Raw genomic sequence first — 17572 nt, 5'->3', positions numbered from 1 at the left:
TGGCGGGGAACCACGGTGACGAGCAGGCACCGCCCAGCAGAACGGCCCCCGACCGATTTACCTGGTCAGGGGCCGTTTCACCTGGCGGTGGGTGTGGGATTTGAACCCACGGTGACATCGCTGCCACGACGGTTTTCAAGTTCGTCAGCTCAGGTAAGGGGTGGCAGACCGGCCACGCAGTTTGCCCCGACTGCCCCGACCACATCCAATGCAGCCACAACAATCAGTCTTCCTCTACCCATAAGCGAACTCCCTTCACTCTGTGCCCAACGGTTTCTGGAACTTTCCAAGGCCAGACAAACAAACCGCAACACAATCAGAGCCAAGACAGCCAGGGCGAGAACTGCCATCTGAGTCGAACAGATGCTCCATACCCCTTGCCTCAACTGACGACAGCGGCAGCCTAACGCACACCCGCTGTCGAGATGGCTGGTTCACCTGATCTTAGGGGCGGTGAGTGTCTAACTGCGTGACAACGCCAGCGAACAGCGGCGGACAAGCGTGGACGCGTGCGGACCATCACAGCAGCTCAGGCGCCCACTAAAGCCAGGTGCAACGCCCACCCAAGTTGCTTCGGGACGAAGAGGTCGTGGGTTCAAATCCCGCCACCCCGACAGCTAGATAGCAGATCAGAGGGCTCTCACCGGATCGGTGAGAGCCCTTTGGTGTTGCCGCGTCTAGGGGGTAAGCGGGCGTGTCGCGGTCCGACCGAGGGCCGGGCTGGAGAGGCGCGGAGGGCGAGGCCGCTTCGCCTAGGACCGTCAGCACCCCGTGCACGGCGGTGGCGTCGTCGTGTGCCTTGCCGCGTGGTCGGCGTCGGCCCTCGGGGTCGCCGTCCTCGGCGGCACGTACGCGCTGAATGACTTCCGTGGGCCCGGATGCGTCGAGGACGCTCAACAGCCCTTCCCGCGAGTCGAGTTCGAAGCGGTCCACGAGTCGTGTGGCGCCGTCGCCCAAGAGGACGCAGGCGCTGTTGACGTAGTCGGCGCGTGCATCGCCAGACCTTCGCGGTTGAGTCTCGGCGGCGCGGAAGCGAGTCGATGAGCTTACGCTCGGTCGCGTGTCCGGCTGCCGAGACGTTGACTGTACCTTCGGCTGAAGATCGCTTGTTGTCGTTCAGTGCTGCCGGGACACTCAAGCTCCAATTGCAAACCGATATAGGCGCTGACGAGTCCCAGGCCACATTGGGCTCTGGACGAGCAGCATTGAGGATGAGTGATGCATGGGTAGCGGGGGCACGTGGGCAGAGCTTGAGGCGTACTGGCCCGCCGAGGAGATGGTACGAGACCGGGAGCGCCTCAGAGGCAAGATCGCTGAGCTCTACAAGGCTGCCCATCCGACTCAACAAGACCCCTCCACAGGAGACATGACCTCGTGGAGTGAGAGCGTCTACGAGGTGGCGACAGCGCTCAAGGATCGGGGCCTTGGGCAAGTCTGGGTGTTCGTGGAGTACCGGGTGCACCCCCAGATGAACCCGATTGATGTTGTTCTGGCCGGCCACCACCCAGGTGGAGGGCTGAGTTTCGCAGCCATTGAGCTGAAGCAGTGGGGAAGCGTCGACCGTCCCGATCCCACCCACGGCACGAAGGGCTTGTGTGCCGCATGCAAAAGCTCCACCACCGGACAGCTGTGTGAGCTGTGCTCACTAGATCGGGTATACGCGCCGTTCTATACGTCTCACAAGAAGCATCCGGCTGTGCAGGTCCGGGACAACATGGAGGCGCTCAAGCGCCACCACAGCATGTTCGACGATCGTTATGTCCACCTCGTGGGTGCCTCTTATCTCCACAACCTCAAGGATTCACAGTCGCAGTGGATCAGCCAGGTCATGCCGTGTCCCGGCATCCGCACCTTTACTGCGCGCCATCCTGCGAAGCTGCGGGATTTCCTCCAGGCACACTTCAGCTCGGAGGACGGTGCCGATGCTGCCGAGGCGATGCTTGAGCGCCGAAGGTCAACAACGCTGCTGACCTCGGAGATCGGCTCGGTCGTCAACGGCTACACGCGCTTCAGCCTGGTGGAGAACCAACTCCAGGCAGTGAGCAGCATCATGGAATCGGTCCGTAAGCCTTCTGTCGGCCTCAAGAAGGTCTACGTGGTCCGAGGACGGGCGGGTACCGGCAAGTCCCTGGTTGCTCTCACCCTGCTTGGCGACGCGCTCAGGGACGGATTCGAGGCCCTCTTTGTCTCCGGAGGTGTGGCTTCTCGTGAGAACTTCAGGCGGGGGGCAAAGGGTCATGGGAAAAAGTTCATGACGCTGAACAAGGTCGCGGACAGCCTGAAACCCGACGAAATCGACATCTTGTTGTGCGACGAGGCGCATCGGCTCAGTGAACGCCCGATGAAAGGTTCGTTCTATATGAGGCCTGGCGAATCGTCCGTGGAAGTGATCGTCTCACGGGCAAGGGTCCCCGTTTTCTTCATCGACGGCGATCAACGTCTGTTCGATGAAGAAGTGTGGTCCGAAGAACTACTTCTCGAAGAGATCATGAAGTTGCGGGCGGAAGTTGTGCCGATCGACTTCGATCGCCCTCTGCGCTCAGTCGGCAGTTCCACTTTCGACACCTGGGTGAAAAATCTGCTTCTAGGCAACCCTCTGCCCTGGCGAGCCGACGACGGTACGGACTCGGACCCGTTCGAGTTGTACTACACCGACAGCGCGCCGCAGATGGAGAAGTTCTTGCAGTCCAAGTTGGACTCAGGTGCCAGCGCCCGCATGACAGCCGGCATGTGCTGGGAGTGGAGCGACACAACCGGGACGCAGCCGGATGTAGCCCCAGAACCGGGCTGGGCACGGCCTTGGAACGCGGAGGACTCGCCCCAGAACGCCGATGTGCCGAAGCGGCATTTCTGGGCGACAGATCCGGGCGGCTTCAACCAGATCGGCTGCGTACACACGGCTCAGGGGCTCGAGTACGAGTGGGGAGGCGTGATCATGGGGCTTGACCTCACATGGAGCGGAAGCTCCTGGCTCTTGGATCGGCAGCATGTGAAAAGCAAGGCCATCCGGATCAGCTCTGACGATGTCCTGACGCAGCGGATCCGCAACGCTTACGGGGTACTGATGACCCGGTCGATCCGGGGCACCGTGCTGTACGCAGTTGACCCGGCAACGCGGCAGCTTTTCGCCGATCTCGGCGTACCCAAGCTGTCAACCTGAAGCGCGCCAGCAGTAGTTGGCCGCAGGAGCGCCGAACGCCCTGAGCATCGGTCGGGCCGTTCCTGGGCCGTCCGAGGTTGCTCCCCCGACACCACCGAGCAACCGGCGGGCCCAGCCCCCTCGACCGCGCACGGCCGGGCAGCAAGCACCACGGCCTCACCGACGCACAGGGCATCCCGCTCGCAGTGTCGCTGACCGGCGGGAACCGTAACGGCGTCACGCAGTTGCTGTCCTTGCTGGACAAGGTTCCGGCCGTGGCCGGCGTCGTCGGTCGGCCCGGACGCCGGCCCGACGCGCTCCTCGCAGACCGCGGCTACGACCATGGACGCAGGGGTAACGCCTGCCCTGGGAGACGGCGCCCACAGGACGGGGCAGCGGTCGCCGGTCCCGGATGCCGACCAGGAGACCAACCCTGGACGCCGATCCAGGAGTCCGGCCCCGGAAGCCGAACCAGGACACAGCGCCAGGCACCGAACGTAGGACGATATTGACGGTTGGTGACAGAGAAGGGCAGCCTTGCTGGCTGCGGTACACGTAGCCGCTCTTCCCAGAAAGGACTCCTGTGGCCATCGCGCCGACCCAAGAGCAGCAGGCGGCCCGCGAGCTGTTCGCCTCAGGACGGGACCTGGCGCTGGTCGCCGGGGCCGGGACCGGCAAGACGTCCACGCTGATCCTGATGGGCTCCGCGACGCGTAGACGCGGGTTGTACGTGGCCTTCAACCGGTCGATCGCCGACGACGCGCGGGGACGTTTCGGGGCGAACGTGCAATGCCGTACCGCGCATTCCCTCGCCTTCCAGGCGGTGGGGCATCACTACCGCGAGCGCCTCGACAACTCGGCGCGTATCCCCGCCAGGTACACCGCTCAGTTGCTGGGCATCACCCGCGACCTGGACGTCAACTCCCGTCGCATCAAGGTCAATCACCAGGCGCGCCTCGTGATGGGCATGGTCCGGAAGTTCTGCTACACGACTGACCGGCAGGTCATGGCCCGCCATATGGAGTGGGTCAACGGCCTCGACCACCAGGGGCAGGAGTTCCTCGCGCGCACGCTGCTGCCGTACGCGCATCGCGCCTGGCAGGACATCTGCTCCGACACGGGCAGGCTGCGGTTCGAGCACGACCACTACATGAAGCTGTGGGCGATGACCGAACCGGTGCTGCCCGCCGACTTCGTCCTGCTCGACGAGGCGCAGGACACCAATCCCGTCCTGGAGGAGGTCTTCCTCGCCCAGGACGCGCAGCGGATCTGTGTCGGTGACCCGGCCCAGCAGATCTACGGATGGCGCAGCGCGCGGGACGTGATGACAGGTTTTCCGGCCGACCACCTCCACCTCACCCAGTCCTTCCGCTTCGGTCCGGCGATCGCCACGGTCGCCAACCGCTGGCTCCGGCACGCCGAGTCCGAGATGCAGCTCACCGGGCACGGCCCCAGCTCTTCCCGCATCGACAAGCTGGCCCACCCGGACTCGGTGTTGTGCCGCGGCAACGCCGATGCCATGCAAGAAGTACTGGCTTTCCTGGAGTTGGGCGTCCCGGTGGCGCTGACCGGCGGCGGCAGCGCGCTTCAGCGCATCGCACAGGCCGCGATGGAGCTGAAGGCCGGACACCGCACCAGCCACCCCGAGTTGTTCCTGTTCGGTTCCTGGGGCGAGGTGCAGGAGTACGCCGAGCAGGACAAGGCGGCTCAGGACCTCAAGGCCATCGTGCAGCTGGTGGACACCTACGGCCCGGACCAGATCATCGCCGCGGTGGACCGGCTCTCCTCGGAGCAGGACGCGAAGGTCACCGTCTCCACCGCGCACAAGGCCAAGGGCCGCGAGTGGCCTTCGGTCCGGATCGGCAAGGGCTTCGTGGCTCCCTCCGTCGACGACGACGGCCTACAGCGTTCGCTGAACTCCGGTGAGGCACGCCTGATCTACGTCGCGGTCACCCGGGCCCGTCACGCGTTGGACATCGATGCGATCGGCTGGATCGACGCGTACGAGACCGCCATGGCCGGTGCCGGCCGGGACGGCACCGTGGCCGGGCGACCGATGATCGAACTGAGCCTGACCGGACAGTTGAAGTACGACACCTCGCCCATCTCGCAGTTCATGGCGCACAGCCTCCCTCACAGCGAGAACCTGGTGCGCGACTACCTGGGCCGCATCGCTCGCCTTCCACAGCCCGTCCAGCCCATCGACGTACAGCATCCGAACTGGTCGGCGCTCGGCCACGCCATCGACTACCGGCTGCGGCTCTCGCTCGGCGGACGGCTCGGGCCCGCCGTAACCCTGGGCGTCTGGGCCCTGGACGGGGCAGAGCCGCTTCGAGGGGCCCCCGGGCCGGAGAGCCGCAAGGCCCTGCACGCCGCGGGACAGCAGCTTCTGGCCACCGTCGACGCCTGCCTCGCCGCCCCGGGAAGCATGGATGAAGACACGCTCACCCGGTTGTGCTTCGTCGCCGGGTTCTTCGAGGACATCGCCCGCACCGGTCAGATCCGCCGGTTCAGCATGCTCGCCGGGGCCACCCCCGCGACCAACCTGGCCGACCTCACGGACGCTGTCCCCGCGTACGTGCTCGACGACATCAGCCAGCAGATGCGGCTCGCCACCGGCCCCTTCTCCCGCCTCCGCGGTCTGCCGCGCGAGGCCCGCGTCTGCGGCCCGGTGTTCACCGGCAGCAACGACATCGGAGGGGCCGACGCCGACTTCATACTCGACGGCCTCCTGCTCGACTGCAAAGCCACCAAAGACCCTCGCCGCCTGGGCCGCGACGAGATCTACCAGATCGCCGGTTACCTGCTCCTCGACTACGACGACCGGTACGGCATCGACCACGTCGGCCTCTACCTCTCCCGCCAGGGCGGCCTGGTGACGTGGGAGGTGGGCGAGTTCCTCCGACGGCTCGGCGCCGACGCTCCGCTCCCGCGACTGCGCGACCGGTTCCGCCTGCACCTCCACCGCTCAGGCCGTCAGCACGGGTCGTGACGGCACGGGTTCTCCTCATCGTGACGGCCCGGCCGACCTGGGCCGTCACGACGGGGTGGCGGCCCGTGCCGAGGATGAGCCCCCGCCCCTCCTCAACTCGCTTATTAACTCAGTAATGTACTGAGTTATGGACTTCACAATTATCAAGCACGCCGTCGAGGTGGACCACGGCATCAAGCGCTTGTCCATGCACTTCATCAAGAAGCATGCCGCGCCGGGGCGGGCTCGGCTCAGCTCCGAGCTGTGCACACTGATCAGTGAAGAGTTCGAAAGGATCGGGCTGACCACCTTGCCGCGGACGCTGCCGTCGTCCGAGAGCGCGTTCGTCTGGGTCATTCAGCGTGAGAGCGTCCTGGGCGAGGTCGCTGCCGTCGCCGCCGCGCTCGCACATCTGGACACGCTGGGGATGAATCCGCTGCCACAGGTGTTCGATAATTATCCGAAAGCCAAAGACAACCTCAGCTGAGGAGCAGAAGCGGAACATCCGCTTTCTGCGCAGCGCTTACATCACCTTACGTAGCTCTTGCGTCATTCCGGCGCGAAAGCCGAAAGTCTCTGCGCAAGCCACAGCCTGCCCATACGGTGGCATCAACAGGCCGCGCCAGCCCGGCTGATGACAACACGTCACCTCTGCCTCCCCTGCCCAAGCGGTACTCCCGACAGGCGAAGCACGACATCCCAGCGGCCAAGAGTGTGCTTTTTCTAACCCTCGTAAAACTCAGGGCGTACGCCGCTTATCAGCAGCGGAATTACCCGAACGCGAAGTGCGGGCCGAGCGGTCTGCCGCCGGAGTCGCCCTGGGCAGGCGCCCCTGTCCCGACGGATATCCCGAACTGACGATCCGGGTGGCGCGTCAGGGGAACCGCCCCCTTCGTGACGGCCACCGCAAGCTCTTCACACCCCTTGGAGATCGGTACTCATGACCACCGGCACACCCGCTCCGCTTTCCATCGACGTCAACTGGGGCGCGGACACGATCCGGGTGACCAACATTTCGCCCCGTCTCCCCACCGACTCGACGGAAAGCCAGATCGCGGCCGTGGCCGCGGCGGGCCGGGCCAACCCGAGCACGCAACTGCCGGACGCCTCCTGGGACGCCATAGCCCGTGCCACAACTCGCCCCGAAGCAATGGCAGTTCAGCTTCGCCCGACGTCGGACGAGCACGCTGGTCTCCTGATGGTCGAGAATGTCGAGGGGGCGACGCTCCGGTCGGCCGTCACGCGTGTCCTGCTGAGCGAGCTGTTCCCCGGCCCCCAGCCCCGCACCGGCATGGAGGTGTCGGAGGTGGCCGACCCTCAGGTGCACGGCATCACCCACGACGGGCATCCGAGCGCGATCGTGCAGTACCGCTACGAGAACCTCGTCCACCTGCGGAATCACGTCTGGCAGACCCTCCACGCGACGCTGTCGCTCAACAGCTACGCGGCCTCCATCCTCACGCGCTCCGTCACCCGCAACCTGATCACCCACCCGGTCGAGATCACCTTCGAGGACGGTACGGAGCCGCTCCACGTTCTCGTCGTCCGTGACGGGATCACCCGGCTCGCCAGCGCCTGGAGCGTACTGGCCGGGCACGACGCCGACCCCGCCGAGGTGGCCACCCTGGCCACGGACGCACTGCTCGGGCGTACTTCCGCGGCAGGGGCGGGCGCGGGGCCAGGTCTCGGCCAGCGGCTCGCGGCCGGCCGGGCGCAGTGGCGCCAGTCGCGGCGACAGCAGTTCGACGACGAGATGAAGAGCGCGACGCCTGGGGTCCTGGCCGCTCAGATCGCTCAGTCCTACGTCGTTCCCGCACAGATCGCCGTCGGGATCGAAGGCCACGACGGCCGGGTGCTGTCGCCGGAGGACATCTTCGACGACGCCGTCCGCTCCGTACTGGCCTCGGTGCACGTGGAGTTCAAGCAGTGGGACGCGGCGGCCCAGAACGTCGAGGTCATCACCCGGGCCCTGAAGCGGATCATCCAGCAGGGTGACCCCCGCTGGAACACGGCCGACCTCCAGGCGGTGTACGGCCTCGCCGTCGGCCGGATCCCCGTCACCGAGCTTCCGAAGGTCTTCGGAGGCGACCCGGCACCTCCCGGAACCGCCTTGTGGCGTGCCGTCTACCTGGTCAGCGCCCTGACCCAGCCGGACCTCCTCGAACTGGTCAAGGACCAGGCCAAGGCCATCAAGGGCGGCCAGCGCATGAGCATGAAGGGCTTCGGCGAGCTGCTCGGCCCCATCGTCGACCTGCCCTGGCGCGCGAAGAAGAAGCTGGTCACCAAGCAGGCCCGCAACGCGTGGAACAACGGCGGTGTCCTGTCGGCCGATGTCACGCAGGGCTGGACTCCGGTCCCCACCGAGGACTTCACCACGCTGATCGAACCGGCGATGAACGGTGACGACAACGCCCGTCGCACCCTCGCCGTGGCCGGCGGTACCGCGTTGATCGCTGACAAGCTGCTCACCAGGAATGTCGGCTCGTCGCTGGGGGGCAGGAAAGAGAAGGGCGGAGTCCCCTTCCGCGCGGACGTGAACAAGGTCATCGAGGGACTCTCCAGGTCGACGAACGAACTCGGCCTCTGGACGCTCGCGCTGGCCGCCAACACCTTCCGCGGCAACGACCTGCCGCAGAACTCCGTGCCCAAGCAGAGCCTCACGGGCAAGGAGTCGCCCGAAACCGACGAGCCGCCGTACATCTACTTCAAGGTCGACCTCGCCGCGGAGGACCGTATCGCCGTCGATGCCGACGGTGTGCCGGCGCCGCTGTACGAGTGGGATGTCGTCGCCGCCTCGGACCCGGACCGCGTGGCGAGGCTCGCGTCGCCGATCACCGTCGTGGCACCTCCGGCTCCGGCCACGCCGGACCAGGGGACCATGCCGACCGAGGAGACGGCGCCGGACCTGGACGGGACACCTGCTGAGGGATCCGGTGCGACGTCCGCGGCGGCAGCCTCCGGGACGCCTCTGTTCCTGTCCGCAGGCGTCGGCGCAGGGGTCGGGGCCGAGGGCGCGGCCACGGTCGGGGACCTGTTCCCCGAACCGCGGGACGAGGGCGTCCAGGTTCCGCCCAGTCAGCGCGCCGCCGCACATCGCAGGAGCCTGCGCCTCGGGGTGCAAGGCGCCCGGGACGCACTCGACCATCTGCACGCGCTGGAGCCGGACGTCGGGGACCACACTCCTATCGTCCCGGTGGACCAGCTCGACCATCTGCACACCCTGCTGATCGGCATCCTGACCGACGTGGAGAACCTGCGGCGCAGGACCGTGGAGAAGCCCGCGCCGGACGAGGACGGTGCGGAGTCCGAGGGCTCCCCGGAGAGCCACCTCGACTGACCGGTGCGCCAGCCGAGGAATTTCATCCCGCCACCCCCTTCAGGCACCGGGTCAGGGCCGGTGCTGAGAGAGCCGGGGAACTGGGCGACCGGCGACGGCGTGCCGAGTGAGAGGCCTGCCGGAATTCCGGCATACGTTTCCACCGTGTCACGAATTGTCGGCGACGGCTTCGCTGCCGACACCATCCTCTGAGGTCACGCTCCCTGCCCCATACGCGCGGTGGGGCAGGGAGCACGACTTTTGCCGCAGAATTCAGCGCCTCCCCTTTCATCCCATGTCCACTTTCCGGAACAGGAGAAGGGCAATTAATGAGCGCGCGACAATCCTGGCCGGATCATCACGGAAGGGAAGCAGGTGACCGATAAATAAGAAGACGATGGACTCGGCGGTTCGGGTAGACTCCGTTCGTTCTATGAGAAGAGCCTCGATCAATACAGGAACCCCATGACACGCCTCAGCGAGTCCGTAGCGCGCACCCTTGAGCTCCTTGGACGGGATCTCTCCTCCGACAAGGTGGTGGAGGAGGTGCTGGCCGAGACGAGTGCTCGGCGGCAGCTCGATCTGTCCGACCTGTCCGCGGAGGAGCAGGCTCGGCTGATCGCCGGGCGGACGGTCGGGGTGCTGCCGTCGACCGAGGCGCTGGCCTCGGCGATCGACGGGGCGCGGGGGGAGGGGCGGCCGCTGCGGGTGAAGCTCGGGATCGATCCGACCGCCGCCGACGTCCACCTCGGGCACACGGTTCCGATGATCATCCTGAGCCGGTTCCAGCGGATGGGGCATCAGGTCGTCCTCATCATCGGCGACATCACCGCCAAGATCGGTGACCCGTCGGGGCGTTCGGACGAGCGGCCGCCGCTCACCGACGACGACATCGCGCAGAACTTCTCCACGTACCAGGACCAGGTGCGGCCCTTCTTCGACTTCGACAAGGCGGAGTTCCGGCGCAACAGCGAGTGGCTGTCGGAGATCCGGCTGCCCGAGCTGATCGGTGTGCTCTCCCAGATCCCCGTGTCGATGTCCCTCCAGCGCGAGGACTTCCGTACCCGGCTCGCCGAGGGCCACGGGCTGGCCATGTCGGAGTTCATCTACGCCGTCGTCATGGCCCTCGACTCCGTGAAGATCGACGCCGACATCGAGCTGGGCGGCGTCGACCAGCTGCTGAACATGCAGATGGGCCGCAAGGTCATGGAGATCTCCGGGCAGAAGCCGCAGCTCGTCATCAGCATGCCGCTCATCGAGGGCACCGACGGCACCGGCGCCAAGATGAGCAAGAGCAAGGGGAACTACATCCCCCTCACCGCGTCCCCCGACGACATCTACGGCAAGATCATGTCGATCCCGGACCGGCTCACCGTGCAGTACCTCAAGGCGTGGACCGAGTGGACCGACGCCGAGGTGGAGGCCGCGACCGCGCGCGTCGAGGACAAGTCGCTGCACCCGATGGACCTCAAGAAGCTCGTCGCCGGTGAGGCCGTCGCCGCCCTGCACGGCACCGAGGCCGCCGCCGCCGCCCGGCACCACTTCACCGCCCAGTTCTCCAAGCGCACCTTCGCCGACGTCGACTCGCTGCCCGTCATCGGCGCCGAGCACGCCGACGAGTCCGTCGGCACCGTGCTGACGCAGGTCCTGGAGTTCACCCCCAGCACCTCCGCCGCCCGCCGCCTCGCCAAGCAGAACGGGCTGCGCGTGGTCCTGGAGACCGACGAGGGGCAGCAGACCGCCAACCTCGCCGAGGCCGACGTGCAGCGTCCGCTCGTCGCGGCCGTGCTCGACGCCCTCGCCGGGGCCGGGCTCGTCGCCAAGGCGGACAGCGTGTACCTCAAGGCCGGGCGGAAGGTCGCGCGCGTCGACGGGCTGTAGCGAGCGGTCGGAGTACGTGGGGTGCGGGTCGTGTCTCTTCGGGGCGCGGCCCGTTCCTATGTGTTCCAGCTTTCGTCGTACGGGTCTCTCGGGGGCGGGACCGGGCGGGCTCTCGTCACCTCGATGAACGGGATCGGGCCGTCGTTCACCGGGTCGTGCGCGCGGCGCGGGGTGTACGTGCCGGTGATCTCCAGCCAGGTGTCCGGCTGGAGGACCGGCGGGACCTCGCCGGTCAGGCCGACCTTGACCGGCTGGGCGTCCGCCGCGCAGCAGTTGAGGGCCATCCGGACCAGGTACGGCGTGCCGTCGTGCTCCAGGGCGACGAAGCCCGTCAGGCGGACGGTGCGGCCGGTGAGGGTGCGGCCGTCGTCGTACACCGCGCGGCCCGCGTAGTCGACCACGCTGAGGGGGAGCGGGTCGGTCGCGGGCAGCCTCGGGTAGGCGAGGGGTTCCTGGAGGGCCGTACCGGTGCGGGTCGCGCTGTACGAGCCCAGCGCGGGCGGGGCCAGGAGGATCAGGGCGAGGAGGGGGAGCAGGAGGAGCCAGGAGATGCGGGGTTCGGGGTGCGTGTCCGTCACGGGGCGCGCGTCCTTCGAGAGACTCACCGTCTCCGCAGGGCGCGGGTCCTCCGACGGGTGCGGGGCCTGCGGGGCTCGTCTCGCGCGCCACTCGTACCAGGTCGTCGCCAGCGCCGTCAGGATCAGGGCCGCGCCCGCGGCCAGGACCAGGGGGCGCAGGCCCTCCTTGACGTAGCGCAGGTAGAGGTCGGTCGTGGCGGCGTGCAGGAGGCTCGCGCCGAGCAGGAACAGGACCGCCGCCTGCGCCTGGCGGTTCACAGCAGCACCGCCCCGGTCAGGACCGCCCCGGCGACCGCCAGGACGAACGTCGCGGGCGCGAACCGTACGGCGAAGGAGCGGCCGAACGTGCCCGCCTGCATCGCGAACAGTTTCAGGTCGATCATCGGGCCGACCACCAGGAACGCCAGCCGTGCCGTCAGCGAGAACTGGGTGAGCGAGGCCGCCACGAACGCGTCCGCCTCCGAGCAGATCGACAGCACCACCGCGAGCAGCGCCAGCGTCAGGACCGCCACCGCCGGGTGGTCGGTCGCCGCCCGCAGCCAGTGCTCGGGGGCGACCGCCTTCAGCGTCGCCGCCGCCATCGCGCCCACCACGAGGAAGCCGCCCGCGTGCAGCACGTCGTGCCGCGTCGCGTCCCAGAACGCCTGGCCCCGCGTCTGGCCCGCGCGGTGGGCGTGCGTGGGCGGGCGCAGCCAGTCCGTACGGCCGACGCGGTGCCACAGCCAGCCCATCGCGCACGCCACCAGCAGGCTCGCCACGAACCGGGCCAGCACCATCTCGGGATCGCGGGGGAACGCCACCGCCGTCGCCGTCAGCACGATCGGGTTGATCGCGGGCGCCGAGAGCAGGAACGCCAGGGCGGCGGCCGGGGGCACGCCCCGGCGGACCAGGGCACCCGCCACCGGCACCGACGCGCACTCGCAGCCGGGCAGTACCGCGCCCGCCATCCCCGCCACCGGCACCGCGAGCGCGGGACTGCGGGGCAGGGCGCGGGCGAAGAAGGACGGCGGGACGTAGACCGCGATCGCCGCCGACAGCAGCACGCCGAGGACCAGGAAGGGCAGCGCCTGGATCATCACCGCCACGAAGACCGTCGTCCAGCTCTGCATCACGGGGGTGGAGAGCGCGCGGCGCAGCGGGGACTGCGCCAGGACCATGAGGAGGAGGAGAAGGGTGAGGGTGAGGGGGGAGGTCAGGCGGGGGCGGGGGGTCGGGGTGGAAGGGGCCGGGGTGGGGGGAGCCGGGGAAGGGTGCGCGCCTGGGGCCGGGTGCGGGTGCGTGTCCGCGGGCGTGGATGGGGGCGGTCCGGGGTGGGGGGTGGTGGCCGTCGTCGGCTTGGTCATGTGTTCTCCCGCCCCGTGGTTCCCTACTTGTTTCGTACGGCCGGAAACCGTCGTGCGTTCAGCCGGTCGCCGGGCCGTCTGGAACCGGTGGTCCCGGTGGGGCAGTCTTCTCCCTCGTGGCTGTCGTTCCGAATCAGGGTCCCGCGCCGGGCGATGCCGGCGGACACATGGTCGTCTGCGGTGACGACGGGCTCGCGCACCGGCTCACCGCCGAACTGCGGGGCGTGTACGGGGAGCAGGTCACCCTCGTCGTCCCGCCCTCCGAACGCAGCGTACGGCCGCCCGTGGTGGGGCGGGCCCGCGCGGTGTCGGCGGCGCTGCTCGACCGGATGGTGAGCGCCGCCGTGAACCGCGCGGCCGGGGGGCCCGGCGCGGGCAGCGCGGGTGGCAGCGGTGGCGGGGAAGGTGAACCGGCCTTCGGCGCGCGGGTGTTGGAGGCCGCCGAGGCGACGGAGGCGGTGCTCGCCGAGGCGGGCGTCGAGCGGGCCGCCGCGCTGGCGCTCGTCTACGACGACGACGAGACGAACATACGGGCCGCCCTCACCGCCCGCCGGCTCAATCCCCGGCTGCGGCTCGTCCTGCGGCTCTACAACCGGCGGTTGGGCCAGCACATCGAGGAACTCCTCGACCAGGCGGCGCTGTTGGCGGGGGGCGAGGACGGTGCGGGGGTCCTGGGTGACGTCTCCACCACCGTGCTGTCCGACGCCGACACCGCCGCGCCCGCGCTCGCCGCGACCGCTGTCGTGGGCACCTCGAAGGTGGTGCAGACGGACGGGCTGATGCTGCGGGCGGTCGAGCGGCCCGCGAGGGGGCCCTCCGGGGCGGGCGCCGGTCCCTCCGGGGCGGGCAGTGGCTCGTCCGGGGCGGGTGGGGCGAGCGGGGCGGGTGGGGCTTCGGGTGGGCTCGCGACGCTCGCGTTGCTGTCGGCGGCCGTCAACGACCCCGCCTTCGCGGACGGTTCGGAGAACAGCGGGGCGCACGGGCCGCTGCTGCTGCCGGACGCGGCGGCCGTGGACGCGGCGAGCGGGCGGGGCAGTCTCGTGCTGGAGCAGGTGACGTACGCGGCCGGGGCGGGGGCCAGGGGCGCGGGTACGGCGGGGACCGACGGCCGGGCGGAACGGCGGTCCGGGCGGTGGGGGGCCGGGCTCGTGGCGCCGTTCGGGACGCTGTTCTCGCGGCGGCTGCGGTGGTCGCTCGCCGGGCTGGTCGGGTGTGTCGTCGCGCTGGCGGTGACGCTGTGGGTGGTGACCGGCATCCATCCGCTCGGGGCGTTCTATCTGACCCTGCTGGACCTCTTCTCCATCAACGAGCCCGCGCTCGGCTCCAGCACCGAGCGGCAGGTGCTCCAACTCCTCTCCGGGCTGGTCGGGTTGCTGCTGCTGCCGGTGATGCTGGCGGCCGTGCTGGAAGGGCTCGGGACCTTCCGGGGCACCGCCTCGCTGCGGCGGCCGCCGCGCGGGCTCGGCGGGCATGTGGTGCTGCTCGGGCTCGGGAAGATCGGCACCCGTGTGCTGATCCGGCTGCGGGAACTGGACATCCCCGTGGTGTGTGTCGAGGCGGGGCCCGAGGCGCGCGGGATCTCCGTGGCGCGGCGGCTGCGCGTGCCCGTCGTACTCGGGGACGTCACCCAGGAGGGGGTGCTGGAGGCGGCGAAGATCCATCGCGCGCACGCGCTGCTCGCCGTGACGAGTTCTGACACCACCAATCTCGAAGCGGCGCTGTACGCGCGGACCTTACGGCACGATCTGCGGGTCGTGCTGCGGCTCTACGACGACGACTTCGCGACCGCCGTCTACCGCACCCTGCGGGCCGCGCATCCGCAGGCCCTGACGCGGAGCCGGAGCGTCACGCACCTCGCGGCGCCGTCGTTCGCCGGGGCGATGATGGGGCGGCAGATCCTGGGGGCGATTCCGGTCGAGCGGCGCGTGCTGCTGTTCGCCGCGCTGGAAGTGGGGGGATGCCGGCAGTTGGCGGGGCGGACTGTGGGAGAGGCGTTCCAGGCGGGGCGGTGGCGGGTGCTGGCGTTGGACACGCGTGGCTCGGCGAGTGGCTCCGCCGGTGGGGCGGGGGGCTCTGCCGGTGGGGCGGGGGGTGAGGTGCCTGGGGCCGGGCTGGTGTGGGATCTGCCTGATACGTATGTGCTGCGGGATGAGGATCGGGTGGTGCTGGCCGCCACCCGGCGGGGGATGGCGGAGTTGCTGGGGCGGAGGGGGCGGGTGGCCTAGGGGGGGAGGGAGGGGGTGCGTTTACGGCCTCGGCTTCGCCTTCGGCACCCTTCGTCTCCCACCCGCACCGCCCGTGCGGCATGCGTCTTCGGGTGCGGGTGGCCCCCTGCGACGCCTCCGCCGTCGGCGGCCGCCGGGTGCGGGGGCCATCGCCCCACCCCCGGTGCCCGCCCCGCTCCCCTACGGAGTCCCCCTCACCACCTCACCCCGTCTCCCCCACTCCCGCCCCCAGATAGCGCTCCGCGAACTCCAGTTCCAGGCGGACCTGCTTGATGCGTTCGTCTACCACTAGGGAACCGTGGCCCGCGTCGTAGCGGTAGACCTCGTGGACGGCTTCGCGGGCCTCCAGGCGGCGGACGTAGTTGTCGATCTGGCGGATGGGGCAGCGGGGGTCGTTGACGCCGGCCGAGATGTAGACGGGGGCCTTGACCTGGTCGACGTAGGTCAGGGGGGAGGACGCGGCGAAGCGGTCGGGGACCTCCTCGGGGGTGCCGCCGAGGAGGGTGCGGTCCATCGCCTTGAGGGCTTCCATCTCGTCGTGGTACGCCGTGACGTAGTCCGCGACGGGCACCGCCGCGATGCCCACCGCCCACAGGTCGGGCTGGACGCCGAGGCCGAGGAGGGTGAGGTAGCCGCCCCAGGAGCCGCCGGTGAGGACGAGGCGGGCGGGGTCGGCGAGGCCCGAGGTGACGGCCCAGGCGCGGACGGCCTCGATGTCCTCCAGCTCGATCAGGCCGACCCGGTGCTTGAGGGCGTCGGTCCAGGCGCGGCCGTAGCCCGTGGAGCCGCGGTAGTTGACGCGGACGACGGCGAAGCCGTGGTCGACCCAGGCCGCCGGGGCCGCGGCGAAGGAGTCGCTGTCGTGCCAGGTGGGGCCGCCGTGGATGTCGAAGACCGTCGGCAGCGGGCCGGTCGCGCCCGCGGGGCGCTGGACCAGGGCGTGGATGCGGCCGCCGGGGCCCTCCACCCACACGTCCTCCACCGGGACCGAGCCGGGCGACTTCATGCCGGGCGGGTCGAGGACGACCTCGCCGGTGGTGGAGCGCACGGCGGGCGGGCGGGCCGCGGAGGACCAGAGGTACTCCACGGTGCCGTCGGGGCGGGCCGTCGCGCCGGAGACCGTGCCCGGCGGGGTCGGCACCCGGACCAGTTCTCCGCTCGACAGGTCGTACCGGAAGAGTTCGCTGCGGGCCTCGAAGCCGTGCGAGACGAGCAGGCCGGAACCGTCCGGGTACCACTCGGCGCCCACGTCGCCCGGCAGGTCCAGGCGCAGGTCGGTCTGCTCGCCGGTGGCGACGTCCCACACCAGGGGCTCCCAGCGGCCCCGGCGCTGGTGGCCGATGAGCAGGCGGGTGTCGCCGTCGACGGGGGCGAAGCCGAGGACCTCCAGGCCGAGTTCCTCGGTGCCGCCGCGGGTGTCGTCCAGTTCGGCGACGGTGGTGCCGTCGGGGCGCAGGACGCGCAGCGCGGAGTGCATGGCGTCGCCGTGCTCGGTGTGCTCGACGGCGATCAGGGTGCCGTCGTGGGAGAGGTCGCCGACGCCCGCCGACTCGCGGTGGCGGTACAGCTCGAAGGGCGGTTCGCCGGTCCGCGTCACGTGGAGGGTGGTGCCGTCCTCGTCCGTGGAGCGGCCGACCACCGCGGTGCGGCCGTCGCGGCCGAGGGCGAGGCCCGCCGGGTACGACGGCTCCAGGCCGGGGGTGGCCGGTTCGTCGGGGCCGCCCTCGAAGGGCTGGCGGCGCCAGACGCCGAACTCGTCGCCGTCCTTGTCGTCGAACCACCAGATCCAGGCGCCGTCGGGGGAGAGCACGCCGTCGGTCGTGCCGTTCGCCCGGTCGGTCACCTGGCGCCGGGCGCCGGTGGCCCGGTCCCACGCGTACAGCTCATAGGTCCCCGTCGCGTTGGACACGAACAGGGAGCGGTCCGGTGCGTCCTCCGCCCAGTCGGGCAGCGACACCCGGGGCGCCCTGAAGCGCCTCTCCCAGTCCGGCATCTCCTCGAACCGCTGTGGTGCGGCGGACCCGTTGCTCTCAGTCATGGCCCCATACTGCCCGTCCCCGGCGGCAAAGGAGCGTCAAGGTTCTCAGCCTGTGGATATCTACGAGAGACCGGCACCGCG

General features: G+C 69.4%; 9 protein-coding genes and 1 pseudogene. 7 read left to right on the top strand and 3 right to left on the bottom strand.

Annotated elements, in window-relative coordinates; translation table 11 throughout:
* Window positions 1-1366 precede the first annotated feature (1366 nt).
* The 6 genes and pseudogenes from ACIQPQ_RS32175 to tyrS all read left to right on the top strand — a co-directional run bounded on the left by ACIQPQ_RS32175 (window position 1367) and on the right by tyrS (window position 11307).
* The gene (locus ACIQPQ_RS32175; protein ID WP_401310973.1) at window positions 1367-3160 is read left to right on the top strand and encodes a DNA/RNA helicase domain-containing protein; all 1794 of its coding nucleotides are present in this window, start codon (window positions 1367-1369) and stop codon (window positions 3158-3160) included.
* 107 nt (window positions 3161-3267) lie between these two features.
* Window positions 3268-3483 (top strand): annotated as a pseudogene (locus ACIQPQ_RS32170) (transposase); the annotation flags it as partial.
* A 239-nt stretch (window positions 3484-3722) separates the two neighbouring features.
* Window positions 3723-6131, top strand: a complete 2409-nt coding sequence (locus ACIQPQ_RS32165) for a UvrD-helicase domain-containing protein (protein ID WP_401310971.1) — start codon at window positions 3723-3725, stop codon at window positions 6129-6131.
* Between the two features lie 127 nt (window positions 6132-6258).
* Window positions 6259-6597, top strand: coding sequence for a hypothetical protein (locus ACIQPQ_RS32160; RefSeq protein ID WP_401310968.1), 339 nt, complete (start codon window positions 6259-6261; stop codon window positions 6595-6597).
* Between the two features lie 453 nt (window positions 6598-7050).
* A complete protein-coding gene (locus ACIQPQ_RS32155) occupies window positions 7051-9447 on the top strand; it encodes a hypothetical protein (RefSeq protein WP_401310965.1) in 2397 nt (798 codons plus the stop codon).
* Between the two features lie 444 nt (window positions 9448-9891).
* Window positions 9892-11307 (top strand): tyrosine--tRNA ligase, encoded by a 1416-nt coding sequence (tyrS, locus tag ACIQPQ_RS32150; RefSeq protein ID WP_401310962.1) that lies wholly within the window; start codon window positions 9892-9894, stop codon window positions 11305-11307.
* A 56-nt stretch (window positions 11308-11363) separates the two neighbouring features.
* On the opposite strand, the gene ACIQPQ_RS32145 is transcribed toward tyrS, so the two are convergent.
* Window positions 11364-12143 carry a TIGR03943 family putative permease subunit gene (locus ACIQPQ_RS32145; RefSeq protein ID WP_401310959.1) on the bottom strand — a complete coding sequence of 260 codons (780 nt, stop codon included), beginning with the start codon at window positions 12141-12143 and terminating at the stop codon, window positions 11364-11366.
* On the bottom strand, window positions 12140-13228 hold the full coding sequence (locus ACIQPQ_RS32140) for a permease (protein ID WP_401310956.1): 1089 nt from the start codon (window positions 13226-13228) through the stop codon (window positions 12140-12142). The genes ACIQPQ_RS32145 and ACIQPQ_RS32140 overlap by 4 nt, the downstream gene beginning before the upstream one ends.
* Window positions 13229-13395: 167 nt before the next feature.
* On the opposite strand from ACIQPQ_RS32140, the gene ACIQPQ_RS32135 reads away from it, so the two are divergent.
* Window positions 13396-15453: an NAD-binding protein gene (locus ACIQPQ_RS32135; protein WP_401310953.1), complete on the top strand. Its 2058-nt coding sequence runs from the start codon at window positions 13396-13398 to the stop codon at window positions 15451-15453.
* A gap of 202 nt (window positions 15454-15655) precedes the next feature.
* Here ACIQPQ_RS32135 and ACIQPQ_RS32130 read toward each other — a convergent pair whose 3' ends face one another.
* A complete protein-coding gene (locus ACIQPQ_RS32130; protein ID WP_401310950.1) occupies window positions 15656-17491 on the bottom strand; it encodes a prolyl oligopeptidase family serine peptidase in 1836 nt (611 codons plus the stop codon).
* Window positions 17492-17572: the final 81 nt, after the last annotated feature.

Origin of the sequence: Streptomyces sp. NPDC091281 (assembly GCF_044757425.1) — a bacterium.
GTDB lineage: Bacteria > Actinomycetota > Actinomycetes > Streptomycetales > Streptomycetaceae > Streptomyces.
The sequence above is the reverse complement of the archived record's forward strand: the minus strand, read 5'-3'. Positions and strand labels throughout refer to the sequence as shown.

Excerpts from the sequence above, each read along its gene's own strand:
- ACIQPQ_RS32175 (WP_401310973.1), top strand. The coding sequence starts at position 1,367 with ATGACCTCGTGGAGTGAGAGCGTCTACGAGGTGGCGACAGCGCTCAAG.
- ACIQPQ_RS32160 (WP_401310968.1), top strand. The coding sequence starts at position 6,259 with ATGGACTTCACAATTATCAAGCACGCCGTCGAGGTGGACCACGGCATC.
- ACIQPQ_RS32155 (WP_401310965.1), top strand. The coding sequence starts at position 7,051 with ATGACCACCGGCACACCCGCTCCGCTTTCCATCGACGTCAACTGGGGC.
- tyrS (WP_401310962.1), top strand. The coding sequence starts at position 9,892 with ATGACACGCCTCAGCGAGTCCGTAGCGCGCACCCTTGAGCTCCTTGGA.
- ACIQPQ_RS32140 (WP_401310956.1), bottom strand. The coding sequence starts at position 13,228 with ATGACCAAGCCGACGACGGCCACCACCCCCCACCCCGGACCGCCCCCA.
- ACIQPQ_RS32135 (WP_401310953.1), top strand. The coding sequence starts at position 13,396 with ATGGTCGTCTGCGGTGACGACGGGCTCGCGCACCGGCTCACCGCCGAA.
- ACIQPQ_RS32130 (WP_401310950.1), bottom strand. The coding sequence starts at position 17,491 with ATGACTGAGAGCAACGGGTCCGCCGCACCACAGCGGTTCGAGGAGATG.